This is a genomic window from Streptomyces sp. NPDC002623 (assembly GCF_053592635.1).
Genome location: NZ_JBSFWB010000017.1, coordinates 44,080 through 69,960 on the forward strand (window position 1 = coordinate 44,080; position 25,881 = coordinate 69,960).

22 protein-coding genes are annotated in these 25,881 nt (G+C 71.7%); 6 read left to right on the plus strand and 16 right to left on the minus strand.

What is annotated here, in order from left to right; genetic code table 11:
- Positions 1-10 precede the first annotated feature (10 nt).
- Both ACWD4O_RS28385 and ACWD4O_RS28390 read right to left on the minus strand, forming a co-directional pair.
- Positions 11-1,159 carry an acyl-CoA dehydrogenase family protein gene (locus ACWD4O_RS28385; RefSeq protein WP_451284050.1) on the minus strand — a complete coding sequence of 383 codons (1,149 nt, stop codon included), beginning with the start codon at positions 1,157-1,159 and terminating at the stop codon, positions 11-13.
- Between the two features lie 86 nt (positions 1,160-1,245).
- Positions 1,246-2,718 (minus strand): FadR/GntR family transcriptional regulator, encoded by a 1,473-nt coding sequence (locus ACWD4O_RS28390; protein WP_451284052.1) that lies wholly within the window; start codon positions 2,716-2,718, stop codon positions 1,246-1,248.
- 137 nt (positions 2,719-2,855) lie between these two features.
- Here ACWD4O_RS28390 and ACWD4O_RS28395 point away from each other — a divergent pair, with 137 nt between their 5' ends.
- Entirely contained in the window at positions 2,856-4,094 is a 1,239-nt protein-coding gene (locus tag ACWD4O_RS28395; protein WP_451284054.1) for an acyl-CoA dehydrogenase family protein, read from the plus strand.
- Here the strand turns inward: ACWD4O_RS28395 and ACWD4O_RS28400 are convergent.
- From ACWD4O_RS28400 to ACWD4O_RS28445, 10 genes are read right to left on the minus strand one after another with little or no spacing between them, the layout of a single operon-like run.
- Positions 4,078-5,724, minus strand: a complete 1,647-nt coding sequence (locus ACWD4O_RS28400; RefSeq protein ID WP_451284055.1) for a thiolase C-terminal domain-containing protein — start codon at positions 5,722-5,724, stop codon at positions 4,078-4,080. The genes ACWD4O_RS28395 and ACWD4O_RS28400 overlap by 17 nt on opposite strands.
- Positions 5,721-6,863 carry a thiolase family protein gene (locus ACWD4O_RS28405; protein ID WP_451284057.1) on the minus strand — a complete coding sequence of 381 codons (1,143 nt, stop codon included), beginning with the start codon at positions 6,861-6,863 and terminating at the stop codon, positions 5,721-5,723. Before ACWD4O_RS28405 ends, ACWD4O_RS28400 begins: the two co-directional genes overlap by 4 nt.
- Before the next feature lie 15 nt (positions 6,864-6,878).
- Positions 6,879-8,030: a CaiB/BaiF CoA transferase family protein gene (locus ACWD4O_RS28410; RefSeq protein ID WP_451284058.1), complete on the minus strand. Its 1,152-nt coding sequence runs from the start codon at positions 8,028-8,030 to the stop codon at positions 6,879-6,881.
- Between the two features lie 2 nt (positions 8,031-8,032).
- The gene (locus ACWD4O_RS28415) at positions 8,033-8,797 is read right to left on the minus strand and encodes a crotonase/enoyl-CoA hydratase family protein (protein ID WP_451284060.1); all 765 of its coding nucleotides are present in this window, start codon (positions 8,795-8,797) and stop codon (positions 8,033-8,035) included.
- Between the two features lie 23 nt (positions 8,798-8,820).
- The gene (locus tag ACWD4O_RS28420) at positions 8,821-10,101 is read right to left on the minus strand and encodes an FAS1-like dehydratase domain-containing protein (RefSeq protein WP_451284062.1); all 1,281 of its coding nucleotides are present in this window, start codon (positions 10,099-10,101) and stop codon (positions 8,821-8,823) included.
- Entirely contained in the window at positions 10,098-11,609 is a 1,512-nt protein-coding gene (locus ACWD4O_RS28425; RefSeq protein WP_451284063.1) for a class I adenylate-forming enzyme family protein, read from the minus strand. Before ACWD4O_RS28425 ends, ACWD4O_RS28420 begins: the two co-directional genes overlap by 4 nt.
- 4 nt (positions 11,610-11,613) lie before the next feature.
- Positions 11,614-12,774: an acyl-CoA dehydrogenase family protein gene (locus tag ACWD4O_RS28430; protein WP_451284065.1), complete on the minus strand. Its 1,161-nt coding sequence runs from the start codon at positions 12,772-12,774 to the stop codon at positions 11,614-11,616.
- Positions 12,771-13,238 carry a VOC family protein gene (locus tag ACWD4O_RS28435; RefSeq protein WP_451284066.1) on the minus strand — a complete coding sequence of 156 codons (468 nt, stop codon included), beginning with the start codon at positions 13,236-13,238 and terminating at the stop codon, positions 12,771-12,773. The genes ACWD4O_RS28430 and ACWD4O_RS28435 overlap by 4 nt, the downstream gene beginning before the upstream one ends.
- Before the next feature lie 6 nt (positions 13,239-13,244).
- Positions 13,245-14,444, minus strand: coding sequence for a cytochrome P450 (locus ACWD4O_RS28440; RefSeq protein ID WP_451284068.1), 1,200 nt, complete (start codon positions 14,442-14,444; stop codon positions 13,245-13,247).
- A gap of 58 nt (positions 14,445-14,502) precedes the next feature.
- The gene (locus tag ACWD4O_RS28445; protein WP_451284070.1) at positions 14,503-15,735 is read right to left on the minus strand and encodes a CaiB/BaiF CoA transferase family protein; all 1,233 of its coding nucleotides are present in this window, start codon (positions 15,733-15,735) and stop codon (positions 14,503-14,505) included.
- Positions 15,736-15,837: 102 nt separating this feature from the next.
- Here ACWD4O_RS28445 and ACWD4O_RS28450 point away from each other — a divergent pair, with 102 nt between their 5' ends.
- Entirely contained in the window at positions 15,838-17,157 is a 1,320-nt protein-coding gene (locus ACWD4O_RS28450; RefSeq protein ID WP_451284072.1) for an acyl-CoA dehydrogenase family protein, read from the plus strand.
- On the plus strand, positions 17,154-17,915 hold the full coding sequence (locus ACWD4O_RS28455) for an SDR family NAD(P)-dependent oxidoreductase (RefSeq protein ID WP_451284073.1): 762 nt from the start codon (positions 17,154-17,156) through the stop codon (positions 17,913-17,915). Before ACWD4O_RS28450 ends, ACWD4O_RS28455 begins: the two co-directional genes overlap by 4 nt.
- A 10-nt stretch (positions 17,916-17,925) precedes the next feature.
- Here ACWD4O_RS28455 and ACWD4O_RS28460 read toward each other — a convergent pair whose 3' ends face one another.
- Genes ACWD4O_RS28460 through ACWD4O_RS28470 form a run of 3 tightly spaced genes read right to left on the minus strand, consistent with a single transcriptional unit; the run spans position 17,926 to position 20,830 of the window.
- Complete coding sequence (locus ACWD4O_RS28460; protein WP_451284075.1) at positions 17,926-18,975, minus strand: phosphotransferase family protein; 1,050 nt, start codon at positions 18,973-18,975, stop codon at positions 17,926-17,928.
- Between the two features lie 4 nt (positions 18,976-18,979).
- Positions 18,980-20,500, minus strand: a complete 1,521-nt coding sequence (locus ACWD4O_RS28465; protein ID WP_451284077.1) for a class I adenylate-forming enzyme family protein — start codon at positions 20,498-20,500, stop codon at positions 18,980-18,982.
- An 18-nt stretch (positions 20,501-20,518) separates the two neighbouring features.
- Positions 20,519-20,830 carry a hypothetical protein gene (locus tag ACWD4O_RS28470; protein ID WP_451284079.1) on the minus strand — a complete coding sequence of 104 codons (312 nt, stop codon included), beginning with the start codon at positions 20,828-20,830 and terminating at the stop codon, positions 20,519-20,521.
- A gap of 114 nt (positions 20,831-20,944) precedes the next feature.
- On the opposite strand from ACWD4O_RS28470, the gene ACWD4O_RS28475 reads away from it, so the two are divergent.
- Together ACWD4O_RS28475 and ACWD4O_RS28480 are read left to right on the plus strand one after the other, a co-directional pair.
- The gene (locus tag ACWD4O_RS28475; RefSeq protein ID WP_451284081.1) at positions 20,945-21,718 is read left to right on the plus strand and encodes an enoyl-CoA hydratase/isomerase family protein; all 774 of its coding nucleotides are present in this window, start codon (positions 20,945-20,947) and stop codon (positions 21,716-21,718) included.
- A gap of 63 nt (positions 21,719-21,781) precedes the next feature.
- Positions 21,782-22,798: an LLM class flavin-dependent oxidoreductase gene (locus ACWD4O_RS28480; protein WP_451284083.1), complete on the plus strand. Its 1,017-nt coding sequence runs from the start codon at positions 21,782-21,784 to the stop codon at positions 22,796-22,798.
- A gap of 83 nt (positions 22,799-22,881) precedes the next feature.
- On the opposite strand, the gene ACWD4O_RS28485 is transcribed toward ACWD4O_RS28480, so the two are convergent.
- Positions 22,882-24,141, minus strand: a complete 1,260-nt coding sequence (locus tag ACWD4O_RS28485) for an amidohydrolase family protein (protein ID WP_451284085.1) — start codon at positions 24,139-24,141, stop codon at positions 22,882-22,884.
- Between the two features lie 258 nt (positions 24,142-24,399).
- Between ACWD4O_RS28485 and ACWD4O_RS28490 the strand changes: the two genes are divergently transcribed.
- Positions 24,400-25,878, plus strand: a complete 1,479-nt coding sequence (locus ACWD4O_RS28490) for an aldehyde dehydrogenase family protein (protein WP_451284087.1) — start codon at positions 24,400-24,402, stop codon at positions 25,876-25,878.
- Positions 25,879-25,881 lie beyond the last annotated feature (3 nt).

Here is a 25,881-nt window from a genome sequence, read left to right on the forward strand (position 1 = left end):
ATCAAACTCCTCACAGGCCCAGGGACTTGCTGATGATGGTCTTCATGACCTCGCTGGTGCCGCCGTAGATACGGGTCGCCCGGGCGTCCGCGTACAGCCGGGCGATCGGCGATTCGAGGATGTAGCCGTAGCCGCCGTGCAGTTGGAGACAGCGGTCGACGACGCGGCCCTGCGTCTCCGTGCAGAACAACTTGGTCTTCGCGGCATCGACGGGGCTGAGTTCGCCGTCGACGAGTGCCCTGATCGCCGCGTCCAGCAGCGCCTGGGCGGCTGCCGACTCCGTGGCCATCGCGGCGAGTTCGAACTTCGTGTTCTGGAAGTGGGCGACCGGCTTGCCGAACACCGTCCGGTCGCGGACATAGGCGACGGTCAGATCGATCGCGGCGCGGGCCTGGGCGACGGCACCGACCGCGATGGCCAGCCGTTCCTGGGCCAGGTTGCGGCCAAGATGGGTGAACGCGCCGCCCTCCTCGCCGAGGAGGTTGGCGACGGGGACCCGGACGCCGGCGAAGGACAGTTCCACGGTGTCCTGGACGGCGAGGCCGATCTTCTCCAGCCTGCGCCCGACGGTGTACCCGGGCATGTCCTTCTCCACCACCAGCAGGGACAGGCCGGCGCGCCGGTCGTCCGGGTCGGCGGCGGTACGGGCCACGACGATCACCAGGTCGGCGTGGTGGCCGCCGGTGATGAAGGTCTTGGCGCCGTCGAGCACGTAGTGGTCGCCGTCTCGGACGGCTCGTGTCGTGATGCCCGCGAGGTCGGAGCCCGTGCCCGGTTCGCTCATCGCGATCGCGGTGTACAGCTCGCCCGAGGCCAGTCCCGGGAACCAACGCGTGCGTTGCTCGGCGGCGGCGAGGCCCGTGAAGTACGGGACGACGATGTCGAGATGTGTACGCAGCCCGCCCAGGGTGACCCCGGAGCGGGCGCACTCCTCCTGGAGGACGACGTTGAAGCGGTAGTCGTCCTGGCCGCCCCCGCCGTACTCCTCCGGCACGGCCGTGCCGATGATGCCGAGCTTGCCGAGCGCGTTGAACAGGTCACGCGGGACGAGACCGGCGCGCCGCCAGTCCTCGTACACCGGAAGCACTTCACGGGCGAGGAAGTCCCGGACCAGCAGGCGGAAGTCCTCGTGGGTCTCTTCGAACAGGGTCCGGCGCATCGAAGCTCCTTCGACTCACTCGACCCTATTGAGTATACGTAATTAGCCCTCTCGGTCCAGGGTGATCGGCAACTGCACAGTTCCGATCAGTGCCACCAGGGAATGAGTGCGTCCAAATGCCGCCGCATCCGGTGGCGGGCGACACCGGCATCGCCCTGCACGATCGCGTCGAGGATGCGCTGGTGGACGTGCTGGACCTCGTCGGCGGCCGTGTCACCGGGCAGCGGCCGGTCATGGCCGGACGCGTGCCGGCGGAACAGCTCGGTGATGATGGCGAGGAACAGCGACAGCACCGGGTTCTCGGCCAGGGCCGCCAGTTCGGAGTGGAAGAGGTCGGCCTTGCAGGCGTCGTCGGCCGGTCCCTCCGTGGCCCAGCGGACGGCCTTCGACAGGCGCTCGGCGACCTCCGTGTCCCCCTCGGCATGCCGGGCGGTCACCCTGGCGATGATGCCGAGCTCGATGGCGTTGCGCACGATCCGCAGGTCGTCGGCCGCGACGCCCTGGTATTCGAGGAAGAGCGCCATCGTCTCGATGCTGGCCTGGGACTCGGGCTTCGTGACGATCAGCCCGCCGCCCGGACCCCGGCGCATCCGGGCGACCGAGTGGTATTCGAGGAGCCGGACGGCCTCGCGCAGAACGGCCCTGCTGACGCCGTAGCGGGCCAGCAGGTCGGCCTCCGAACCGAGCACCATCCCGATCTGCCAGCCGCGTGCGGCGATGTCGTCGTGGATCCGCGCGGCCAGGACCTCCGCGAGCTTGGCGCGCGGACCTTCGACCAGCTCGGGCTGGATCACGTTCCCCGCGATCCGCTGCCCACGACGCACCCGGTGCTTCTCGATCCAGGCGGCCACCGACTCCAGGTGCGCGGTGAGCTCCGTCTGCGCGCGTGCGCCGTCGTCGGCGATCACGGCATCGACGACGGCACGGTGGGCCCGGTGCGAAATGTCCTTCGCCGCGTACATCTCCGCCTTGGAGACCCGCCGGGATGTGTGCGCGTACCGGGCGGTGAGGCGGGTGAGGACGTCGATGAACAGGTGCAGCACCGGGTTGCCCGACAGTTGCCCGAGCACCGGGTGCAGCGGGTCCTGCGAGTGGACCGACGGGTCGTCCCGGTGGGCGAGTTCGGCTTCGAGGGTGGCCCGCAGGGTGGCGATCCCCTCTTCGGTGACGCGGTCGGCGGCGAGTCCCGCGGCGATGGGTTCGAGCAGTTGGCGGGCCTCCAGCAGATCCGTGACGCTGGTGCCGACGTACTCGAGGTAGATCACCATGGCGCGGGTCGCCGGTCCGGCGTCGGGGGCGCAGACGATCAGGCCGCCGTTCGGGCCGCGCCGCATCCTGGCGACCTGGTGGTGCTCGACCAGCCGTACCGCCTCGCGCAGCACCGCGCGACTCACTCCCAGCTGTTCCCGCAGGTCCACTTCGGAGCCCAGGGACTCGCCGACGGGCCAGCCCTGGCGGATCACGGTCGCCTCGATGCGTCGGGCGGTCTGCGCGGCCAGCTTGTCGACCGGGTTGCCGGTCTCGCCGTCGGCGGGCTCGCGGTCGACGGCAGTCGCCATGGGCCAACTCCTCCAGGGGGATATTGCGGATCCCCAGTCTATTCGTCACAGGGTCAGGACACTGGCATCCGGGCCAACACCACGCTTAGAGTATCCTCATTTGACAGCTACCCGCGCGACGACAGGGAGCGACAGCGATGCGACCGGAGTCCCCGCCCGAGCTCAAGGCGTTCCGGAGGAAAGTGCGCGCCTTCGTCGCGGAGCACGCACCCGGCGTCAAGACACACTCCGGGGTGCGCGCACCCGAGCCGGCGCTGATGCCGGCGATCCGGGAGTGGACCGCGAAGCTGTACGAGGCGGGCCTCCTGGGGATCGACTGGCCCGCCGAACACGGCGGGCGGCCCGACGCCCATCCTCTGGAGGCGTCCGTGGTCGCCGAGGAGATCGCCCGCGCCCGCACCTGGCCGCCCGTCGGCGCGGCATCGCTGGCTTCGGCCGCCCTGCTCGACTTCGGCACCGAGGACCAGCGGGCGCGCTTCCTGCCCCGCATCCGCGCCTGCGAGGACGTGTGGTGCCAGCTGTTCAGCGAGCCGGAGGCGGGCAGCGACCTGGCGGCGCTGCGCACACGGGCGCGGCGCGAGGGCGAGGGCGACGACGCGGTGTTCGTCGTCGACGGCCAGAAGGTGTGGACGACCAACGGCCAGCATGCCGACCTGGGTTACCTGCTCGCGCGCACCGACGCCGACGCCCCGAAGCACCAGGGCATCACGGCGTTCGCGCTGGACATGCGCAGCCCGGGGGTCGACATCAGGCCGCTGCGCGAGATCACCGGGACCACCGACTTCAACGAGGTCTTCCTCGACGGCGTCCGGATCCCGGCCGCGAACGTCATCGGCCGGGTGAACGACGGCTGGCGGGTGGCGATGAGCAGCCTCGGCCGCGAGCGGTCCGGCGTGGCCGCGCGTGGCGTCGAGTTGTCCGCCGTGCTGGGCGACCTGCTGCGGCTCGCGGAGGACACGCCCGTCGGCGGCCGCCCGGCGCTGGAGGACTCCGCCGTCCGGCAGACGATCGGCGAGCTCGCCGCGAGAGTGCAGGTGAACGCCGCGCTGATCGGCCTCGCGCAGTCGCGGATGCTGCACGGCACGGAGGGGCCGACGGACGCACTCCTGGGCAAGATCTTCTTCAGCGAGCTCAACCACGACCTGGCCGACTTCGGGCTGCGCCTCCAGGGCACGGACGGCCTGCTCACCGAGGACGACCCGGAGGCGGTGGCGGACGGCTGGTGGCAGGACGCCCATCTGTACTCGCGCGCGTACACGATCGCGGGCGGGGCGAACGAGGTGCTGCGCACCCAGGTCGCCGAGCGCGGGTTGGGGCTCCCGAGGGAGCCCCGTCAGTCGGAGCCTGCGACACGGGCTCTCAGGGTGCGCGCCTGAGCAGCATGGCGCCGGACGGCACTCCCCCGCCCGCGGTGACCACGGCGACCCGGGCGTCCTCGACCTGGCGACCGTCCGCGTCGCCGCGCAGTTGCAGCATGGCCTCGCGGACGAAGCCGTAGCCGTGCAGGCGGCCCGCCGAGAGCTGACCGCCGTGCGGGTTGAGCGGGAGGTCGCCGTCCAGGGCGATGGTCTTGCCGCCGGCGATGAAGTCGGCCGCCTCGCCCGGACCGCAGAAGCCGAGGCCCTCGATCCAGGACAGGGCGTTGAACGTGAACCCGTCGTAGAGCAGGGCGACGTCGACGTCGGCGGGGGTGAGGTCGGTGCGGGTCCACATGTGTGCGGAGGGGCTGTGCGACTGCGGCAGGTGGGTCAGGGTGTCCTGGTCCCAGCTGAGCCGTTCCAGGACCGCCGTGCCGACGGCCTCGACGAGGACGGGCGGTCGGGGGCGGTCCTGCGCCGTCTCGACCGCGGAGACGACGACGGCCACCGCGCCGTCGCACGGCACGTCGCAGTCGTAGAGGCCGAAGGGGGTGGTGATCATGCGGGCGGAGAAGTAGTCGTCGAGGGTCATCGGCTCGCGGTGCAGGGCCTCGGGGTTGCGGGCCGCGCCGGCCCGTGCGGTGACGGCGATCGCGCCCAGGACCTCGCGGCCGACGCCGTAGCGGTGCATGTAGTGCGAGGCGTTGCAGCCGATCCACTGGGCGGCCGACATGGCACCGAAGGGCGCGCGGAACTCGAACATGCCGGTGGCGCGCCCGCTGTTGGACGGCCACTGCCCGGACCGGACCAGCGCGCCGTGCGAGGACTCCCACACCGTGCGGAAGCAGAGCACGTGCCGGCACAGTCCGGCGGCGATCGCGAGCATGCCGGCGGTGATCGAACCGATCTGGCCCGGCACCTCGCGAGCGCCGTTGACCCAGGTGGGGCGCAGCTGCAGGGCCTCGGTCAGGGCGGTGACGCCGCCCTCGCTCATGCCGTCGGGGCTCGGTCCGGGATAGGTGGAGAGGCCGTCGATCTCGTCGAGGTCGAGACCGGCGTCCTCGACGGCGGCCAGGCAGGCGTCGACCGTCAGGGACAGCGGATCGACCATCAGGCGCCGGCCCACGCGTGACTGGCCGACGCCGGTCAGCGCGACCCGGTCCTCGTACTTCCGGGGCGAGACCATGGGGCGCACCGCGGCGCGGATGTCGCGCGGTTCGGGCAGTGGGCCCGGACCTTCGGCGGTCGGATCCGGCTCGAACAGCGGTAGGTACACGTCCTGTTGCTGTGCGAAGCGCACCCGGACCGGCATGCCGACGTACACCTCGTCCGTCGCGCAGCCGACGATGTCGGTCGTGAGGCGCGCCCGGTCGTCCTCGACCAGGGCGACCACGGCGACGACGTACGGCGGCGGGAAACTCGGCAGCCAAGCCTGGTGGTTGACGCTGAACCCGACCACCACGGCCTTGCCCGAGACGGGGGCGAGAGCCACCGCGCGGCTGCGGCAGGACGGGCACACCGGCAGCGGCGGGTGGAAACGGCGGTCGCAGTCGGCGCAGTGGGAGATCCGCAGCACTCCGTCCGCGCCGGAGCTCCAGAACCCGGCGCTGGCGAGGGTCGGTCGAGGCAGCGGGCGTCCGGTCGTCACAGCAGCTCGACGATCGTGGCGTTGGCGGTGCCGCCGCCCTCGCACATGGTCTGGAGCCCGTAGCGCAGGTTCTCGCGCCGCATCCGGGCGAGCAGCCGGGTCATCAGGATGGCGCCCGAGCCGCCGAGCGGGTGGCCGACCCCGATGGCCCCGCCCAGCGGGTTGAGCCGCTCGGGGTCGGCGCCGGTCTCGGCCAGCCAGGCCAGGGGGACGGGCGCGAACGCCTCGTTGACCTCGTACACGCCGATGTCGCCGATGGCCAGCCCGGAGCGGTGCAGCACCTTCTCGGTGGCGGGGATCGGGCCGAGCAGCATGGTGATCGGGTCCGCGCCGCTGACCGCTCCGCCGTGGTAGCGGGCGATCGGGGCGAGGCCGAGTTCACCGGCCCGCTCGGGGGTGGTGACGAGGAGAGCGGCGGCGCCGTCGGAGATCTGGGAGGAGTTCCCGGCGTGGATGACGCCGTCCTCCTTGAACGACGGTTTGAGGCCGGCCAGTTTCTCGACCGAGGTCCCCCGCCGCAGCCCCTCGTCCACGGTGAACTTGGCGCCGTCGACCTCGATCGGCACGATGTGGTCGTCGAAGACGCCCGCGTCGATGGCCGCGGCGGCCTTGGCGTGCGATGCGGAGGCGAACTCGTCGAGGCGGGTGCGGCTCAACCCGTAGCGTTCGGCGATCAGTTCGGCGCCCACGCCCTGGCTGAACTCGACCCCGCCGTAGCGGGCCAGAGCGCCGGGCCCGTACGGCTGCCCCGTGGTCCGGTGCGAGCCGAGCGGCACCCGGCTCATGGTCTCCACCCCGCCCGCGACCACGAGGTCGTACTGGCCGGCCATGACGGCGTGGGCGGCCTGGTCGACCGCCTGCTGGCTGGAGCCGCAGGCCCGGTTGACCGTGACGGCCGGGACGTGTTCGGGCCAGCCGGCGGCGAGTACGGCGAACCGGCCGACGTTGCTGGACTGGTCGCCGATCTGGGTGACGCAGCCCCAGATCACGTCGTCCACGGTGCCGGGGTCCACGCCGGTGCGCTCGACGAGGGCGTTGAGCACCTGCGCCGAGAGATCCGCCGCGTGCACTCCGGCCAGTGAGCCGTTGCGCTTGCCGATCGGGGTGCGTACGGCGTCGACGATGACGGCGTCTCGCATGAGAGCTCCTTGAGTTCAGTCGGGGATCCGCGCGGGGGCGCCCTGCACGGGGGCGTCCTGCGCGGGGGCGTCGGCTCCCCAGTCACGGAACACGGCCCGGGTGTCGGCGCCGATGGGCGGGGCCGTGCGGCCGGGGCTCGACGGGGTGGCCGAGAAGCGGGGTGCGGCGGCCGGCTGGACCACTCCGTCGCGGGTGAACAGGCTTGCGCGCGCGGCGAGATGCGGATGGGCGGCGGCCTCGGTGAGGCTCAGGACGGGCGCCACGCAGGCGTCGGTGCCCTCGAACCGCTCCGCCCACTCGCCCCGGGTGCGCTCCGCGAACCGCTTCGTCAGCAGCCGCCGCAGCTCCGGCCACGTCGACCGGTCGTGCTGCCGGTCCGGGTCCACACCCAGGTCGAGCAGTGCGACCAGGCACCGGTAGAACTTGCGTTCCAGCGCGCCGACGGCCATATGGCGGCCGTCCTTCGTCTCGTACACGGCGTAGAAGGGCCAGCCGCCGTCGAAGCGGTTGACTCCGCGCTGGTCGCTCCACTCGTCGCGCCCGAGTTTGGCGAAGGTGCTGGCGAGGAGGTGGGCGGTGCCGTCGACGATGGCCGCGTCGACCACCTGGCCGCGGCCGGTGCGCGCGGCGGCGTGCAGAGCGGCCAGCACGCCGATCACGAGGTAGCAGCCGCCGCCCCCGAAGTCGCCGACGAGGTTGAGCGGGATCTGCGGCGGGCCGCCCGCGTCGCCGATGGCGCCGAGCGCGCCCGTCAGCGCGATGTAGGTGATGTCGTGTCCGGCCGCCGCGGCCAGCGGTCCGTCCTGGCCCCAGCCGGTCATCCGGCCGTAGACCAGACGGGGGTTGCGGGCCAGGCAGTCGTGCGGTCCGATGCCCAGCCGTTCGGTGACGCCCGGGCGGAAGCCTTCGATCAGGATGTCGGCGCGCTCGACGAGCCGGAGGAGGGCGGCGGATCCGGCCGGGTGCTTCAGGTCGAGTACGACCGAGCGCTTGCCCCGGTCGAGGACGTCCGCCGGTCCACCCGCGTCGGGTTCGGCCGCCCGCTCGGGCCGGTCCACACGGACGACCTCCGCGCCGAGGTCGGCCAGCAGCATCCCGGCGAACGGCCCCGGACCGATGCCGCCGAGCTCCACGACCCGGCAGTCGGCGAGGGGTCCGGTCGTCATCGTCAGCGGCCCTTCCAGACCGGCGACCGCTTCTCGGCGAAGGCCGCCGCGCCTTCCCGGGCGTCCTGCGAGCGGAACACCGGCTCGGCGATGTCGAACTGCCGGCCCCACGCCTCCTCCATCGTCCAGTCGGCGGTGGAGCGGGCGATCTGCTTGGTCGCCGCGACCGCCAGGGGCCCGTTCGCCGCGATGGTCCCGGCGAGTTCCAGTGCGCCGTCGAGCGCACCGCCCTCGTCGGTGAGCCGGTTGACCAGGCCGTACGCGGCGGCCCGTTCGGCGTCGATGGGCCGGCCCGTGAGGAGCAGTTCCAGGGCTATCGCGTACGGGATCCGGCGGGGCAGGTGGAGGGCGGCGCCCGCCCGGGCGACCAGCGACCGGGTCACCTCGGGCACGCCCAGCCGCGCCGTGCGGGCGGCCACCACCAGGTCGCAGGCCAGCAGGAGTTCGAAGCCGCCTGCCAGGGCCCAGCCCTCGACCGCGCCGATCAGCGGCTTGCGCGGCGGTGTGATGCTGATCCCGCACAGGCCGCGGCCCTCGATCGCGGGGGTCTCGCCGCGCAGCCACGCCTTGAGGTCCATCCCCGCCGAGAAGGTCCCGCCCGCCCCGGTGAGGACGCCCACCCGGAGCTCGTCCGACTCGTCGAGTTCGTCCACGGCCGCCGCCACCTGATCGGCGACCGCGGCGTCCAGGGCGTTCTTCACCTCGGGGCGGTTGAGCGTGATCACCTGGACCGCGCCACGGCGTTCTACCAGTACTTCGTCCGACACGGACATCTCCTCGGATCGTGCGGTCAGTTTCCGGTCACGGCGAACCGGGCCAGTTCGTGGGCGACCATGCCGTCCAGGTCCTCGGCGGGCGGTGCCGGGAGCTCCACCGCACGATCGCGGGTCGGCAGCAGGACTACGGCCGTGCCTGGGGTGGTGACCTCGCCCCGCTGGTTCTCGCACCGCACCTCGACGTGCACCTCGGCCCGCCCGTCCGTCAGCCGTTTGTCGACGACCGTGCCGCGCACCCAGGTGGTGTCGCCGAGGTAGTTGAACCTGCGGTGCTCGCAGCGCAGCTTCCACAGCCAGCCGTCGTCGCCGATCCAGTCGGTGAGCAGATGGCACAGCCAGGTCTCGCGCATGCCGCCGTAGTCGTAGGGGTTCGGCAGGCCCAACTCCCTGGCGCGCTCGGGTTCCCAGTGCAGGCGCTGGACCGTGTCCGGGATGTTCAGGGAGTTCGGCGGGTAGAGGCCCGGTGCCTTGCGCCGGACCTTCGCGGCGATCCCGAACGCCCCGGGCGGGGTGAGCTGCATGCCCCAGCCCAGATGCCAGACGACCACGTCGGTGGTGGTCAGCGGCCCCTTCACCCGGGGTTGCAGCTCCTCGCCGATCTTCACGTCCTCCCAGTACCGCGGCTCGGCGCCGCGCCGGGTCTCGGTTTCGTACGCGGCGTCGATCTCGGCGAGCTGCCCGGCGGTGTAGGGCTCCTGCGCCGGCTGCTCCTTGGCCCGCTTCCTCGATGTGTGGCGTTCGGCGTTGATCCAGGTGCCGCGCCTCAGGGCGTGCATCTCGCCGCGGCCGTTGGCGTAGAGGTAGTCGCGGACGACGTGCGCGGTGCGCCCGCCGAAGCTGCTGGGCTTGAGGTGGACGCCCACCTGGGTCTGCAACACCCGGCACCGGTCGCCGAGTCGCAGCGGCCGCCACCACTCGAACTCCATCACCGCCTGGTAGGAGCCGAGTCCGGCGAAGGGGTCGCCCCTGAGCAGGGCCTTGGTCCGCGGGTCCGGCGTCGGGGCGGCGTCCTCCCCCATCGTGTAGAGGAAGGTGGGCGGTGCGACGAGCGAGCCCCAGCGGGTGCCGGCCGCATGGTCGGGGTCGCAGTACAGGGGGTTGTCGTCGCCGTAGCCGTACGCGAAGTGGCGTACGCCGTCCCGGGTCACCTCGTGGTTGTGCGGGGGGTTGCGCTGGGGCTGGGGGACGCCGAGGCGGCGGCGGGAACGCTCGACCGCCTCATCGGTGAGCACACCGAAGGTCTCGGCGGACTTCTGCGCCGTCTTCCCGTCGGTCGTCTCCTGTGTGTCCGTCATCGCTGTTCCTCCTCGACCCGCTTCTGCCGGGCGATCCGGGCGCGGACCAGGTCCAGCAGCTCCACGCGGCTGACCTTGCTCGACGGGGTCCGGGGCAGTGCGTCGAGGACGACGATGTGCGCCGGGACCTCGTACGGGGTGAGCCGGGCGCGGCACAGGGCGACGAGGTCGGCGACGTCCGGCGCGGCGGGGCCCGGGACTGCCTCGACCGCCGCGACCGGCACCTCGCCCAGCCGGGCGTCGGGCAGCCCCGCCACAGCCGCCTCCCGTACGGCCGGGTGGCTCTCCAGCACCCGTTGGACGGTCTCCGGCTGCACCTTGAATCCGCCGCGGATGATGGCGTCGTCCGCGCGTCCCTCGATCCAGACGAACCGGTCGGCGTCGATCCGGGCGAGATCGCTGGTGCGCACCCATGCCCGGCGGCCCCGGGTGCTCTGCTCGGTCCGGACCTCCAGCCGTCCGGCCCGGCCGACGGGCAGCTCGGTTCCGTCCTCGCCGGTCACACGCAGTTCGACGCCGTCGAAGGCGCGCCCGGCGCTGCCCGCCTTGCGCTGCCACCACCGCTCGTGCAGCGGCAGCGTCCAGCCGACGACGGCCCCGGCGAACTCGGTGGCCCCGTAGGTCATCAGGACGGGGATGCCGTAGGTGCGGAAGAACGCGTCGGCCAGTTCGGCGGGGCAGGGCGCGGTGCCGGAGGTGACGACCTGGAGGCTCGCCAGCCGCTCCTTGGGCACGTCCGCGTCGAGGACGGCCCGGATGGCCGCCGGGACCAGGCTCGCCGCCCGCAGCCCGTGTCGCTCCACGGCACCCACCCATGGCTCGACCGCGAACCTGGGCATCAGGAGCATGCGGCGTCCGGCGGCGAGACAGGCGAGCGCCCGCCACAGGCCGCCGATGTGCACGAGCGGGGTGGCCACGAGCGAGGCCGACCGCGACAGCAGTCTTTCGGGTTTCGGGGTCTGCCCGCCGGAGACGAGCGCCTGGTCGAGCTGGCCGATGCGCAGGTGGACGCGTTTCGGGGGGCCGGTGGTGCCGGAGGTGAGCATCTCCACGGCGACACCGGGGTTGGCCGGCGCGTCGGCGGGCGCCGTGCCGCCCACCGGCCGCAGGGTGCCGTCCGTGCCCAGTTGCAGGGCCACGCCGTGCGCGGTCACCGCGGCCCGGACGCCTTCGCGGGCCAGGGGTTCGGCGCCGGACACGACGACGGGCGGTGCGCAGCGGGCGATGTCGGCCGCGAGCCGCGCGGCGGGCTGCAGCGGGCTCAGCATCACCAGGCAGCGCCCGGAGGCGATCACCGCGGCGACCACGGCGACGTGCTCGGGACGGTTCTCCAGGACGACGCCGACGCGGCCCCCGGTGCGCAGGCCCGCCGCGTCCAGCGCCTCGACGACGCCTTCTGCGGTCTGTTGGACCTGGCCCCAGGTCCAACACCGGCCGTCGTGCTCGATCGCCTCGGCGTCGGCGGCGGCTTCGGCGAGCAGTCGGGACAGGCGGTCGCGAATACCCACGTGATCAGCCTTCCGTCGCCGAGGGTGCGGAGATTCCGACCAGGTCGGCCAGCCGCTCCCGGTGCGTCGCCGGGCTGCCGAAGAGCTGCTCGGACGACTTCGCGCGCTTCAGGTGCAGATGTGCGTCGTGCTCCCACGTGTAGCCGATGCCGCCGTGGATCTGGACGTTCTCCTTGGCCGCGTGGGTGAAGGCGTCCGCGCAGTACGCCGCGGCGATCGCGGCCGCCACCGGCAGTGCACCCGTGCCCCCGCCCGCCCCTCCTGCCCCGTCGGCCGCCACGGACATCGCGTGGTAGGCCGCCGACCGGGCGGCTTCGACCTTCAGCAGCATGTCGGCGCACTTGTGCTTGACCGCCTGGAACGACCCGACGGGCCGGCCGAACTGCACCCGGACCTTGGCGTACTCCACGGCCGCGTCCAGACATGCCCGCGCTCCGCCGACCTGTTCGGCGGCCAGCGCCACCGCCGCGAGGTCGAGCACCGTGCGCAGATACGCCGTGCCGTCCCCCGCCGGGCCGACCCCGAGGGCGCGGGCGCCGTCGAGGTCGAGGCGCGCCATCCGGCGGGTCGGGTCGAGGGTCTCCAGGCGGGTGCGGGTCAGGCCGGCCGCGTCACCGGCCACGGCGAAGAGTGCGGGTCCGGCGTCCGCGCGGGCGACGACCAGGAGCAGATCGGCGCTGTGGCCGTCGATCACGAACATCTTCGTGCCCGACAGCCGCCAGCCGCCGCCGTCGGGCACGGCCGTGGCGGTCACGTCCTCGACACGCCATGACCCGCCGGCCTCGGCCAGCGCCAGCGTGCCGGTCAGCGAGCCGTCGGCGATCGCGGGCAGCCAGCGCGCCCGTGCCGTGTCGTCGCCGGACGCGGCGAGGGCCTGTCCGGCGAGGGCCACGGTGGCGAAGTACGGCGAGGGGAGCAGGACCCGGCCCAGCTCCTCCAAGACGATCCCCAACTCGACGGGGCTGCCGCCGGAGCCGCCGTACTCCTGCGGCAACGCCAGCCCGTGCAGGCCGAGTTGGTCCGCCATCTGCCGCCAGAGCCGCGGATCGTGTCCCCGCGCGGACTCCATCGAGCGGCGCACCGCGTCGCTGGGCGCCTTGTCGGCCAGGAAGCGGCGTACGGTCGCGCGGAGTTCCTCGTGCTCCTCGGTGAACGCCGCTGTCACGTCGTCGCCTTGGATCGCAGATAGGCGTCGAGGTCCGGGATCCGGGCGCGGTCCACGATCTCGATCCGTACGCCGGAGGGATCCAGGTGGTAGGCGAAGACCGCCGGAGCGCCGTCGACGATCGCGCAGGCCTCCAGGGGGAATCCCGCCTCCTCCAGCCGCTCGGACGTCGCCCGGACGTCGTCGCAGAAGTAGCCGAGGTGGTGGGTCGCGATGCGTTCGGCCGCGGTCCAGGGGGTGCCGGGAATCTCCTGCACGAGCTCGATGTGCGGGGCGTCGAGCGAGTAGGCGTAGCGCAGCCGCAGGACGCGTTCGCCGTCGGCCAGGCGGACCTGGACGTCAGCGGTCATGGTGTCGGTCCACCGGTAGCCCGCGACCTCGCTCATCCGGGCTTTCCCTGCCTCGATGTCCGGGACGACGATCCCGGTGTGGTAGAGATCCGTCGCGCTGAGGGGTGGGGTCATCGCCGGTCACCACTCCAGCCGCAGCGATTTGATGCCGTACATGTTCCCGTGCTGCCACAGCTCCTGGCCGGGTGCGACCCGGTAGTCGGGGATCCGCCGGTGCCACTCCTCGACGGCCACGTTGAGTTCGAGGCGGGCGAGGTGCGAGCCCAGGCAGCGGTGCGGGCCCGAGCCGAACGCGATGTGGTTGGTGGCCTTGCGGTGCAGATCGACTTCCGACGGATTGTCGTACCGTCCGGGGTCGCGGTTGGTGACCGCCAGGGGGAGCATCACCATCTCGCCCGCCTTGACGGGACAGCCGCCGATCTCGACGTCCTGCGTCGCCTTGCGCGCCGGGACGACGAACGAGTAGACGCGGAGGGTCTCCTCCACGGCGGTCGCGATCAGCGACGGGTTGGCGAGGATCTCCTTGCGCTGCTCCGGATGTGTGGCGAAGTGGTACAGCGCCCAGCCGATCGAGATCGGGACGGTGTCGAAGCCGGCCTGGAACAGCAGGATGCAGAAGGCGTGCATGTCCCGGTCGCCGATCGGCTCGCCGTCGATCGTCCAGGTCATGGCGTGGGAGAGCAGGTCGTCGCGCGGTGTCTTGCGGCGCAGGGCGATCTGTTCCTCGAAGTAGGCCGACACCGACCGCATGGCGCTCATCTGCCTGCTGCCGTCCGGGTCTTCGCTGTGCGGCAGGTGCAGCAGTTCGTGGGTCCAGGCGAGGAAGGTGGGGAGGTCCTCCTCGGGCAGGCCCATCAGCCGCATGAAGATCAGCGTCGGGAAGCGGCGCGCGAACTCGTCGAGCACGTCGGCGCCGTCGCGTTCCTTCAGCGCGTCGATCATCTCGGCCGCGACCTGGCGGACCTCCGGTTCGCGGGCGGCGACGGCGCCGGGGGAGAAGTAGCGTCCGAGGAGCCGGCGCCACACGGAGTGCACGGGTGGATCGAGCATCTCCGGTATCCACAGGAACTTCGGGTCCGGTTCGAGCACCGTGACCGACCTGTTGGAGAACGTCCGCCAGTCCTGGAGCGCCTGCTGTACCTCCGGGCCGTCCGTGACGACCCAGTAGCCGCGGGCGATGGTGCTGCGGAACCCGGAGTGGGTGGCGGCGATCTCGTCCCATCGCTGCTGATGGCTGAGGACCGGCCCGCCGAGCCGGTTGTCGAAGTGGTAGGCGGGGACACCGTCATGGCTTCCGTCGGGTTCGAGTGTCCTGCTCAACACGGCTCCTCTCGTCGTACGCCGTCGCGTCGTACGTCCCTCACGTCGTACGTTCGTCTCACGTCGCCGCGCCGTCGATCTTGAGCGCGATCAGTTCGTCCTCGCTCAGGCCGAGTTCGCGCAGGACCTCGTCGGTGTGTTCCGCGAACTGCGGAGCCCGGGTCAGGGAGACCGGGCTCTCGTCGAACTGGACCGGGTTCGCGACCAGTTCACGGTCTGCGCCGTCGGCGTCCACGACGGCGGCGATGAGGCCGTTGGCGCGCAGGGCGGGATCCTGGCCGACCTCCCAGGCGTTCTGCACGGCCGCCCACTGGCCCGCCCCGCGGGAGAGGATCTCGACCCACTCGGCGTAGGGGCGGGAGGCGATGAGATCGGCGACGATCCCGGCGGCCTCCGTGGCGTTCGCCATCAGCTTCTCGGTGCTGTCGAAGCGTTCGTCGCCGCTGAGCTCCTCGCGGCCGGCCAGCTTGCAGAACTCCGCCCAGTACCGGCCGGGTTGGAGCATGGCCAGCTCGATCCAGCGGCCGTCCGAGGTGCGGTAGGCGCCGATGAGCGGGTTGGTGGCCGATCCGTGCCGGGGCGGGGTGTTCATCGGGAGCGGTCCGCCGCTCATCAGGGCGAGGTTGACCGTGAACTGCGTCGCCCAGGCGCCGACCCCGACCAACGACACGTCCACGACGGAGGGCCGCCCGGTCATGGCACGGGAGTAGAGGGCTGCGGCCACGCCGCCGGCGATCGTCATGCCGCCCATCGAGTCGCCGTAGGCGCCGGCCGGCATCCGGTTCATCCGGTCCGCGTCGGGCGGTGTGACCCCGGCGGCGCTGCCGCCGCGCGCCCAGAAGGCCGTGCTGTCGTAGCCGCCCTTGCCCGCCTCGTCCCCGCGGGCGCCGAAGCCGCTGCCGCGGACGTAGATGATGTCGGGGTTGACCGCCCGGACGTCCTCGACGTCGATGCGCAGCTTCGCCCGCGCCTCGGGCAGGAAGTTCGTGAGGAACACGTCGCTCCCGCGGATCAGTTCCTCCAGCACCCGGCGCGCGGACGGTTTCTCCAGTGCGAGGCCCACGCTGCGTTTCCCGCGGTTGGGCCCCTCCATGATCGGGAAAAACGACGACCCCGCGCTGGCGGCCTCGTACCCGAGCACCCGGATCAGCCCCCGCTGGGCGTCGCCGCGTTCGGCGTGCTCGATCTTGATCACGTCGGCACCCCAGTCCGCGAGCACGGCGCCTGCCGCCGGGACGAAGGTGAACTGCGCGACCTCGAGGACCCGCACGCCCTCCATCGGCCTCTGCATCGGACCAACCCCTCCGAGTTCGATCTTCATTGCGCATACCCAATTAGCGAACCGACGGGTCGAGTATGGACCGAGGGGGTTAAAAAGTATACTGTTTTCGGCATGCTGGATTTCTCGATCGACCCCGAGTTCCAGGCCAAGCTGGACTGGGCGGCGGCCTTCGTACGCGAGGAGGTCGAGCCGCTCGACCTCCTGTTCCCGCACGGAGGCGACCCGTACGACACCCGCAACGAGAAGGCCCGCGCGATCCTCCGGCCGCTCCAGGAGCAGGTCCGGGCGCAGGGTCTGTGGGCCTGCCATCTCGGCCCCGAACTGGACGGGCCGGGCTTCGGCCAGGTGAAGCTCGCCCTCCTCAACGAGATCCTCGGCCGCTCCTACTGGGCCCCGACCGTCTTCGGCACCGCGGCCCCGGACACCGGGAACGCCGAGATCCTCGCCATGTTCGGCACCGAGGAGCAGAAGGCCCGGTATCTGCGGCCGCTGCTCGACGGCGAGATCGTCTCGACGTTCTCGATGACCGAGCCCCAAGCCGGCGCGGATCCCAAGGAGTTCGTGTGCCGCGCCTGGCGGGAGGGCGAGGAGTGGGTGATCGACGGGGAGAAGTGGTTCTCCTCCAACGCCCGGTACGCGGCCTTCCTCATCGTCGTGGCCGTCACCGACCCCGACGCTCCCCCGCATGCCCGGATGTCGATGTTCATCGTCCCGGCCGAGACGCCCGGCATCGAGATCAAGCGCAATGTCGGCACCATGGACGAGCGCGAGTCCCTGGACGAGGGCATCCACGCCTACCTCCGCTACCACCGGGTCCGGGTCCCGCTCGACGCGATGCTCGGCGGTCCCGGCGAGGGCTTCGAGGTCGCCCAGGCCCGCCTCGGCGGCGGCCGGGTGCACCACGCCATGCGGACGGTGGGCAAGTGCACGCGTGCCTTCGACATGATGTGCGAGCGGGCACTGTCCCGCCGGACGCAGGGGACCCTGCTGGCCGAGAAGCAGGCGGTGCAGCAGTTCATCGCGGACTCCTGGGTGGAGTTGCAGCAGTTCCGGCTGCTCGTCCTGCACACCGCCTGGATCATCGACACGCAGCCGCACGGCGCGGCCCGCACCCAGATCGCCATGTGCAAGGTCCAGACGGCCAAGGTGCTGCACGACATCGTCCAGCGGGCGGTGCATCTGCACGGCTCTCTCGGCACCACGGGCGAACTCCCGCTCGCGAAGTGGTGGATGGCCGCCCCGAACCTCGCCCTCGCCGACGGACCGACCGAGGTGCACCGCACCACGATCGCCAAGCAGCTGCTGAGGAACTACCGGCCGGCCGAGGGGCTGTTCCCCAGCGAGCACATCCCGCCCAAGCTGGAAGCGGCCCGCAAGCGGTACGCGCACATCGTCGCGGACGACGACCTCTCGGGCCAGGTGAACGCATGAGCGGGTCCGTCGCCGCGTCGGACCTGTTCGACCTGTCCGGCAAGGTCGCTCTCGTCACGGGAGGAAGCCGTGGCCTGGGCCTTGAGATGGTGCGGGCCTTCGCCGCCGCGGGCGCCGATGTCGTCATCGCCAGCCGCAAGGTCGACGCGTGCGAGGCCGCCGCCAAGGAGGTCCGCGACCTGGGCCGCCGGGCCCTGCCGGTCGCCGCGCACGTGGGCCGCTGGGACGACCTCGGCCGGCTCGTCGACACCGCGTACGGGGAGTTCGGGAAGGTCGACATCCTCGTCAACAACGCCGGTATGTCCCCACTGGCGCCCTCGTCGGCGGAGACCGGCGAGGAGCTGTTCGACAAGGTGGTCGCGGTCAACTTCAAGGGCCCGTTCCGGCTCGCCTCGCTGATCGGGCGGCGGATGGCCGAGGGAGACGGCGGCTCGATCATCAACGTCTCGTCCTCGGGCGCGCTGTTCCCGCAGCCGCGGTTCGGGCCGTACGCCGGGGCCAAGGCCGCGCTCAACGCGCTGACCACCGTCTTCGCCCTGGAGTACGGTCCGAAGGTGCGCGTCAACACCATCTCGGCCGGCCCGTTCCTCACCGACGTCTCCAAGGCCTGGTCCGAGGAGAAGCGTCGGAGCACGCGCAGCGCGATCGGCAGACCGGGGCGGCCGGAGGAGATCATCGGCACGGCGCTGTACCTCGCGAGCGACGCCTCCGGCTACACCACCGGTTCGCTGATCCGGGTGGACGGCGGGCTGTACTGACCCCGCCGGACTAGGGCCCGTCCGGCCCGTCCGGCCGGTCCAGTAGTTCCAGCGCGTCCTGGAGCAGTACTGGCAGCGCGGGCAGCATGCGCCGGTGCATGTCCGTCAGCCGCCCGGCCTTCCTCCCCCGTTTGATCAGCAGGGCGGTGGCGGCGGACTCCTTGTACTTGGTCAGCGCCTCGAACCAGTGCATGTCGTGGAGCGGCTCGCCCCGGATCTCCTGGTAGGCGGCGAGGAGTTCGGCCCGGGTGGGCATCCCGGTGGGTTCGTCCGACGGGGCCGCCGGGTGCCGGGCCTCGTCGCTGAAGAAGGTCAGCCAGGTCAGGTCGACCCGGGGGTCACCGAGCGACCAGAGCTCCCAGTCGATGATCGCGTCGACCCAGTCCGCGGCGCAGAGCGTGTTGCCCAGCCGGTAGTCGCCATGGGTGAACACCGGGGTCATCGCGGCCGGCGTCGTGGCGTGCAGCCGCGCCGCGACCGTCTCATGGCCTGCGCGCAGATCGGCGGGGACCGTTGTGAACGCGGTGCTCCAGCGGTCGATCTCGGTGGCGAGCGTGACGACCGGTTCCGCCGCCAGCGCCGTGCTGCGCGGGTCCACCCGGTGCAGGGCGGCCAGCATCCGGGCCGCGTCGAGCGCACGGGAGCGGACCCGGCCGACGGGCAGCGTCCCGCGCGGCGCCAGGACCGGCTCCACGCACTGCCCCTGCACCAGCTCCATGGCCACGAAGGGCGGTGTCTCCGGTGGCGCGCCCGCGTCTTGGAACAGGACCGTCGGCACGCGCACCCCGATCCGGCCGGCCAGTGCCTCCATGATCCGCGCCTGGCGCAGCACGTCCCGGTTGCGGACCGGCGCCAGACCGGGCGGGGCCACCTTCAGCACGACGCGCTCGTAGCGGGCCGGTGCGCCCGACAGCGAGGCCACGAAGGTGAGACTCGACGTACCGCCGGTGAGCGGCTCGAGACCGGTCACCGTGGCATCGGGAACCCAGGTGCGCAGCGCCACGGCCGTGCGCTCCGTCAACTCCGGTATCAGGCGCGTGCTGTTCGCAACGGTACTCACGGGCTCATCCCTGTCTGTCGGAGGCCGGGCGGCGGTGTGCGGTCAGGGCCGCGACGATGTCACGGCGTACGAGCTTGCCGGTCGCGGTGCGGGGCAGTTCGGGCCAGGAGGTGATGCGGTCCGGGGTCTTCGAGCCGCGCAGGGTGTCGCGGACTGCGGCCCGCAGCGCCGCGCCGTCGATCTCCGCGCCGCTCCGGGTGACGACCACGGCCTCGATCCGCTGGCCCCATTCCTCGTCGGGGACTCCGACGACGACCGCGTCGAGCACGTCCGGATGGCGCAGCAGGACGTCCTCGATCTCGGCGGGCGCGATGTTCTCGGCGCCGCGGATGATCGTGTCGTCGGCCCTGCCCTCGATGTGGAGGTAGCCGTCGGCATCGACACGGCCACGGTCGCGGGTGTGGAAGAAGCCCCGCTCGTCGACCGCGGAGCCCTGCCCCGCGTACTCGCCCGAGACCTGTTCGCCGCGCACCCAGATCTGCCCGCTCTCCCCCGGCGCCACGGTCTGACCGGAGAGCGCCCGGACCTCCAGCTCGACACCCGGCACCGGCAGACCGGCCGAACCGAGCCGGGCGCGCACCGCGGGGTCGCCGCTCGCGACGGCCGTCCGGTGCTCGCCCGGGCCCAGGACGGTGATGGTGGACGACGTCTCCGTCAGCCCGTAGGCGTTCACGAAGTCCACGTGCGGCCACTCGCACAAGGCGGTCTCGATCACCCGCACCGGCATCCGCGCCCCGCCGTAGGCGAGCGTGCGCAGCGAGGGGACGGACCGGTCCAGCCCCTCGCCGTGCATCAGACGGGCGAGCATCGTCGGCACCACCATCGCGTGGGTGACCCGCTGCTCCCGTACGAGGCCCAGCCAGCCTTCGGGCGTGAACTGGTCGAGGGTCAGGGCCCGGCGCCCCGCGTACAGGTTCGTCAGCACGTTCGACACGGCGGCGATGTGGTACGGCGGGACGCTGACCAGGGCCGCCTCGCCGGGGTCGGCTCCGGCGAACTCCACCGTGCCCAGGACGTACGACACCAGGTTGTGGTGGCGCAGGACCACGCCCTTCGGTGCGGACGTCGTCCCGCTGGTGTAGATGAGGACGGCCGGGGAGCCGGGCTGCGCCTGATCCTCGTCGACGGGACGGCCGGCGTTCGCCGCGGCCCGGGCGAGCCAGTCGGCGGGACCGCACACCGGCAGTCCCGCGCGGCTCAGCGCCGCGCCGTGCTCCGGGCCGGCGATGCCCAGTGCCCGGGGGTGGTTCGCGAGGAGCGCGTCGAGTTGTTCGTCGCCCAGCCGGTAGTTGACCGGGACCAGGGGGACTCCGGCGCGGGCCGCGGCGAACAGCGCGACCGGCAGGGCCGGCCCGTTCGCCGCGAGGTACACGATCGCGTCGGCACCGGCGGTGCGCACGGCGTGGGCTCCGCCGACGGACAGCTCGCGCAGCCGCCGGGCCGTCAGCCCGTCGTTCGCGCCTCCGATCACCGCCCGGTCGCCGAAACCCTCGGCGGCCATGTCCAGGAGCATCGATATGTTCATGGGCTCGTTCCCGCCCTCTCAGTCCGAGGCCGGGAGCGGTTTGGGGCTCTTCATCGGCAGTGCGACGCCGTTCGCGGCCAGGGTGCCCGGCCCGGGCTTGGTGCAGAGCAGTTCGAGACCGAGGTCGTCGTCGGCGTACCGCTTGCCGAGCAGCGAACCGCCCACCAGTTCGGGATCGGGGGCGCCGGTTGTCGCGGGGCCCGTCCCGCTCCCCTCGGCCATGGCCGTGCCGCCGCAGGTGATCTCCACCTCTTCGTCGGGGCATCGCACGACGATCACCGCCGTCGTGTCGACCGTACTGGCGAGCATCTGCCCCACGCGTGGCCTCATCGCAGCGTCCTCCGCGGTTCTCATGGTGCCGAGTAACTGTGTTGAGCAACTGTGCCGATCAACCCGAAAAAAGTATACTACTTACCTCGATCGCGTCGAGAACGGAGTTGCCGGATGGATCTCGAGACCGTCCTGTTCGAGGTGACCGACCACGTCGCCACGATCACCCTGAACCGGCCCCAGGCCATGAACGGCTTCAACCAGCGGATGCTGGAGGAGTTCTCCGCTCTCTGGCACACCGCCAGGACGGACGACGAGGTGCGCGTCGTCGTCCTGCGCGCCGCCGGTGAGCGGGCCTTCTGCACGGGCATGGACGTGAAGGAGGGCATCGACCGCCATCCCAACGTCTGGTCGCAGACCGACCCCGGCGAGCACCTCTCGCCGAAGCTCAACCAGGTGTGGAAACCCCTGGTGTGCGCGGTGCACGGCATGGCCGCCGGCGGCGCCTTCTACTGGCTCAACGAGGCCGACATCCTGATCTGCTCCGAGGACGCGACGTTCTTCGACCCGCACGTCAGCTACGGACTCACCGCGGCCCTGGAGCCGATCGGCCTGGCCCGCCGCATTCCGCTCGGCGAGGCGTTGCGCATCGCGCTGCTCGGGCTGGACGAGCGCGTGTCGGCCGCGCGCGCCCTGCAGATCGGCCTGGTCAGCGAGGTGCTTGCGCGCGAACGCCTGTGGGCCCGGGCCGACGAGATCGCCCGGATCATCGCGGCCAAACCACCGGCCGCGATCCAGGGGACCGTCCGCGCCATCTGGGAGTCGCTCGACGCGACCCGCACCCAGGCACTGCGCGGCGGGCTGTCGTACACACAGCTCGGCAACCCGATCGGGAAGGCGGAGATCGACCGCTCCGCGGTGCCTCGCGGACAGTGGACACTCCGCTGACGCTCCCCTACCCTCCCTTAAATAAGTGTACTTTTTTAGGGGATGATGGAAGAGGAGGCTCTCATGCGGTTCGGCATGCCCTGGCCCGGCCGGGACGTCGCGAGGGAGGCCGAGCAGGCGGGTGTCGGCGCCTTCTGCGCCGGGGAGTTCGCCGACCACGACGCCTACCTCACCGTGGCCGACATCGTGGCGAACACGGAACACGCCCTGGCGGGCCCCGCCATCGCCTACGCCTTCGCCCGCACCCCGTACGCGCATGCGACCGCCCTGCGCCAACTGCACGCCCGGGCGCCGGGCCGACTCTTCCTCGGCCTGGGCAGCGCCGCGTTCCGGATCAACCGCGACTGGCTGGGCGTACCCGGCGAGCGCCCCGTGGCCCGGATCGCGGAGACCGTCGGCGCGGTGCGGGCCTGGCTGCACGCGGAGAACGGCGAGAAGGTCCGCTACTCGGGTGAGTTCTACGCGCTCGACGCCGATGTGCGGGCACCCGTGCTCGGTCGGCTGGACATCCCCGTCCTGCTCGCCGCGTTCAACACCCGCATGGCCGCCACCGCGGGCCGGGTCGCCGACGGGGTCGTCGGGCACGGGCTGTTCACCTCCTCCTGGTGGAACGACGTCGTACGGCCCTCGGTGGAGCGCGGCGCGAGCGACGCCGCCCCAGGGGCCCGCTTCCTCGAACACGGCTGGATCATCACGGCAGTCAACGACTCCGCGCCCGAGCGTGCCGTCGCCGACGCGCGCCGGATGATCGCCTTCTATCTCACGGTGAAGACGTACGACCCCTATGTGGCCCACCACGGCTGGGAGGGACCGGTCGCCGAGCTGCGGGCCGCGTTCCGGGCGGGCGACACCGACGCCATGGCCCGGGCGGTCACCGACGAGATGGTCACCGAGATCGCCGTCTGCGGAACGACCGCCGAGGCAAAGGACACCCTCGCCCGCCGCGCCGGTTCACTCCCCCGCGATGTCGGCTACTTCGCGCCCCCGAGTTTCCTGGTGGGCCCGAGGCGGCGGGCCGCGTACGCCCGGGCCGCCCTCGCCCTGATCGGCGCGGTACCGGACGTACCAGGACGGCTCTGACGTACGCGGCACGGAAGCGACCGGCCCCGGAGCGTGGCTGCTCCGGGGCCGGTCCGCGGCTTGAGCCGCTTGCCGGGATCGGCTCACGCGTCCTGGGGCAGCGGCGCGAGTTTCCTGCTCTTGTCGAAGTGCACGACGTCGGCGAGCGTGCCGCCGAGGATGGCCGCGCGGTCCTCGTCGTTCACGTCCTCGAAGTTCTCCGCGATGCACTCGGCGCTGTCGCGGAAGGTGCCCTCGGCGTGCGGGTAGTCGTTGCCCCAGATGACCGTCGAGAGGCCGGTGATGTGGCGGGCCTTGACGGCGGTCGGGTCGTCCGCGAACTGCACATGGATCTGGCGGCGGACGTAGTCGGTGGGCTTGAGCGGGTAGGGCCACTTGTCGTTGATCGCGAACAGCCGTCCCATGGAGGGCTGCTCGGTCGCGGGACGGTTGTCGTCCCAGAAGCCGAGCCACCAGTCGGGGTCCTGGCCGGTGCCGGTCTTCCACGCCTTGTCCATGTAGCCCATGAAGGAGACCAGCCAGCCGGCCGTGTACTCGATCAGGTTGAAGTGCAGGTCGGGGAAGCGCTCACACACGCCGCCGCCGACGAGGCTGGCGATGATGCCCTGCGGACCGGCCACGGCCGAGCCGACCGCGCTGCCCATGGTCCGGCCGGCCACCATGTCGTCGGTCAGGTTGCCCTTGCCCATGTTCATGGCGTTCATCAGGCCCCGGACGGTCACCGCCGTCTCGGACACCTCCTCCTTGACCTTCACCCCGCCGGTCGCCACGTGGATGAAGACCGGCAGCCCGTGCGCCTGCGCGGCCGCCCAGACCGGGTCGTACTCCCGGGCGTAGTAGGGCAGCGGCGGGATCTCCGGGAGCAGGATCGCCCCGAGGCCCAGCCGCGCGCACCGCTCGATCTCCGCCACGGCCTCGGGGACGTTCGTCAGCGGGATCGCCGCCGTCGGGCGCAGCCGCTGCTTGTAGGGCAGGTACCGCTCGACGAGGTAGTCGTTCCACACCCGGGCGTGGGCCATGGACAGCTCGTGGTCGTCGGTGAACAGGACGAACAGCGAGAGATTGGGGAACATGACCGAGGCGTCGACGCCGTCGATGTTCATGTCCCGGATGATGTGCTCCGGATCGCCGTCCGGGGTCTCCCCGCCGAGCTGGCGGTACTTGGAGATGGTCCAGCCGTCGAACCCGATGGTGTGGAGCTTCTTGAACTCCGTGTGGCCGCCGGGAACGATCGGCTCCTCGAGGGTGAACTCCTCTTCCCAGAGAGCCCTCTCACGAAGGTTCTTGGGCAGTCGGGTCTTGAAAAGATCGACCGGCTCGATGATGTGCGAATCGCCGGACACGACAAATTCCTTGAACACAGGCGGTACCTCTTTCGAACCTCGTCGTTCGCGTGCCAGAAACGCAACCCGTGGATGACGCCGAAGTTAGCTGTACCGATCGGTCTAGTCAATAATTCAGCATACGAAATAACCTGACGTCTACCACCCAAGAACCTGACAAGCGGCTGACACAAGATCGCGCGACGCCACCCTTCCCGAGCGCATGCAATTCAGTACACTTAAATGGACGCATCCTGCTGACGGTCAGGAGACCCGCACATGACGACGGCGTACGCGTTCTCTTCGCAGCTCTACATCGACGGCCGCCGGACCGACGGCCGGTCGGAGACCGGGATCCTCGTCCGCAATCCGGCGACGGAGGAGATCGTCGCGGAGGTCCCCGGCTCCTCTCCGGCGGATGTGCGCCTGGCCGTCGAGGCGGCGCGGCGCGCCTTCGACGAGGGTCCGTGGCCCCGGATGAGGCCCTCCGAGCGGGCCGCGACCCTGCTGCGCATGGCCGAGGAGATGGAGCGCCGGCTCCCCGAGCTGGCCGCTGTCAACATGGCCGAGGCCGGCTCGGTGCGTTCCCTGGCCGAGTCCCTGCAGACCCGGGTTCCGGTGGCGCATCTGCGGGACATGGCCGAGCGGGTGATGCCGGCCTTCGCCTGGGAGCGCCCGATGGACCCGACGGTCGCGCCCGGCATCGGCATCTCCCAAGGCGTGCTGCGGCGCGAGGCGTTCGGTGTGTGCGCCCTGATCTCCGCCTACAACTTCCCCTTCTTCCTCAGCATGATGAAGGTGATCCCGGCCCTCGCGGCAGGCTGCACGGCCGTGCTGAAACCGGCGCCCGCCACTCCGCTGGAGTCCCTGCTGATCGGCGACTTCGCCGACGCCGCCGGTCTGCCTCCCGGTGTGCTGAACATCGTGACCGGCGACATCGAAGCCGGTCGTGAACTCACCACCCATCCCCTGGTGGACCTCGTCAGCTTCACCGGCTCGGACACGGTCGGGCGCACGGTCTACGCCCAGGCCGCGGCCTCGCTGAAGAAGGTGGTACTCGAACTCGGCGGCAAGTCGGCCGCCATCGTCCGCGCCGACGCCGACCTCGACGGCGCCGTGCGGTCCGCACTGGCGGGCATCACCACCCACGCCGGCCAGGGCTGTTCCCTGCTGACCCGCACGCTGGTGCACGAGTCCGTCCATGACGAACTGGTCGCCCGGCTGGCCGAGGGCCTCGCCCAGGTCAGGGTGGGCGACCCCGCCGACCCGTCCACCACCATGGGTCCGCTGATCAGCGAGGCGCAGCGGGACAAGGTCGAGAAGCTGATCCGCGTCGGCGAGGAGGAAGGGGCGCGTCTGGTCTGCGGCGGCGGGCGGCCGCCCGGTCTCGACCGGGGGCACTTCCTCGAACCCACCCTGTTCGTCGACGTCACCAACGAGATGACCGTCGCGCGCACGGAGTTCTTCGGGCCCGTCGGCGTCGTCATCCCGTTCCGCACCGACGAGGAGGCGGTACGGATCGCCAACGACAGCCCCTACGGTCTCGCCGGCGCCGTGTGGAGCGCCGACACCGTGGCCGCGTACGAGATCGCCGCCCGGGTCCGGGCCGGGGGCGTGACCATCAACGGCGGCAGCGCCGGGGTGAGTCCCCGGACCGCGTTCGGCGGGTACAAACAGAGCGGACTCGGCCGGGAGTGGGGCGCGTTCGGGCTCGACGAGTACCTGCAGACCAAGGCGGTCAGCTGGGCGGCACGCTGATCC

What these genes read in the sequence shown, in the direction of transcription:
- ACWD4O_RS28405 (WP_451284057.1), bottom strand. Translation starts at nt 6,863, where the DNA reads ATGCGAGACGCCGTCATCGTCGACGCCGTACGCACCCCGATCGGCAAG.
- ACWD4O_RS28410 (WP_451284058.1), bottom strand. Translation starts at nt 8,030, where the DNA reads ATGACGACCGGACCCCTCGCCGACTGCCGGGTCGTGGAGCTCGGCGGC.
- ACWD4O_RS28435 (WP_451284066.1), bottom strand. Translation starts at nt 13,238, where the DNA reads ATGACCCCACCCCTCAGCGCGACGGATCTCTACCACACCGGGATCGTC.
- ACWD4O_RS28390 (WP_451284052.1), bottom strand. Translation starts at nt 2,718, where the DNA reads ATGGCGACTGCCGTCGACCGCGAGCCCGCCGACGGCGAGACCGGCAAC.
- ACWD4O_RS28465 (WP_451284077.1), bottom strand. Translation starts at nt 20,500, where the DNA reads ATGAACATATCGATGCTCCTGGACATGGCCGCCGAGGGTTTCGGCGAC.
- ACWD4O_RS28445 (WP_451284070.1), bottom strand. Translation starts at nt 15,735, where the DNA reads ATGCAGAGGCCGATGGAGGGCGTGCGGGTCCTCGAGGTCGCGCAGTTC.
- ACWD4O_RS28490 (WP_451284087.1), top strand. Translation starts at nt 24,400, where the DNA reads ATGACGACGGCGTACGCGTTCTCTTCGCAGCTCTACATCGACGGCCGC.
- ACWD4O_RS28450 (WP_451284072.1), top strand. Translation starts at nt 15,838, where the DNA reads ATGCTGGATTTCTCGATCGACCCCGAGTTCCAGGCCAAGCTGGACTGG.
- ACWD4O_RS28385 (WP_451284050.1), bottom strand. Translation starts at nt 1,159, where the DNA reads ATGCGCCGGACCCTGTTCGAAGAGACCCACGAGGACTTCCGCCTGCTG.
- ACWD4O_RS28455 (WP_451284073.1), top strand. Translation starts at nt 17,154, where the DNA reads ATGAGCGGGTCCGTCGCCGCGTCGGACCTGTTCGACCTGTCCGGCAAG.
- ACWD4O_RS28475 (WP_451284081.1), top strand. Translation starts at nt 20,945, where the DNA reads ATGGATCTCGAGACCGTCCTGTTCGAGGTGACCGACCACGTCGCCACG.
- ACWD4O_RS28470 (WP_451284079.1), bottom strand. Translation starts at nt 20,830, where the DNA reads ATGAGGCCACGCGTGGGGCAGATGCTCGCCAGTACGGTCGACACGACG.
- ACWD4O_RS28480 (WP_451284083.1), top strand. Translation starts at nt 21,782, where the DNA reads ATGCGGTTCGGCATGCCCTGGCCCGGCCGGGACGTCGCGAGGGAGGCC.
- ACWD4O_RS28395 (WP_451284054.1), top strand. Translation starts at nt 2,856, where the DNA reads ATGCGACCGGAGTCCCCGCCCGAGCTCAAGGCGTTCCGGAGGAAAGTG.
- ACWD4O_RS28420 (WP_451284062.1), bottom strand. Translation starts at nt 10,101, where the DNA reads ATGACGGACACACAGGAGACGACCGACGGGAAGACGGCGCAGAAGTCC.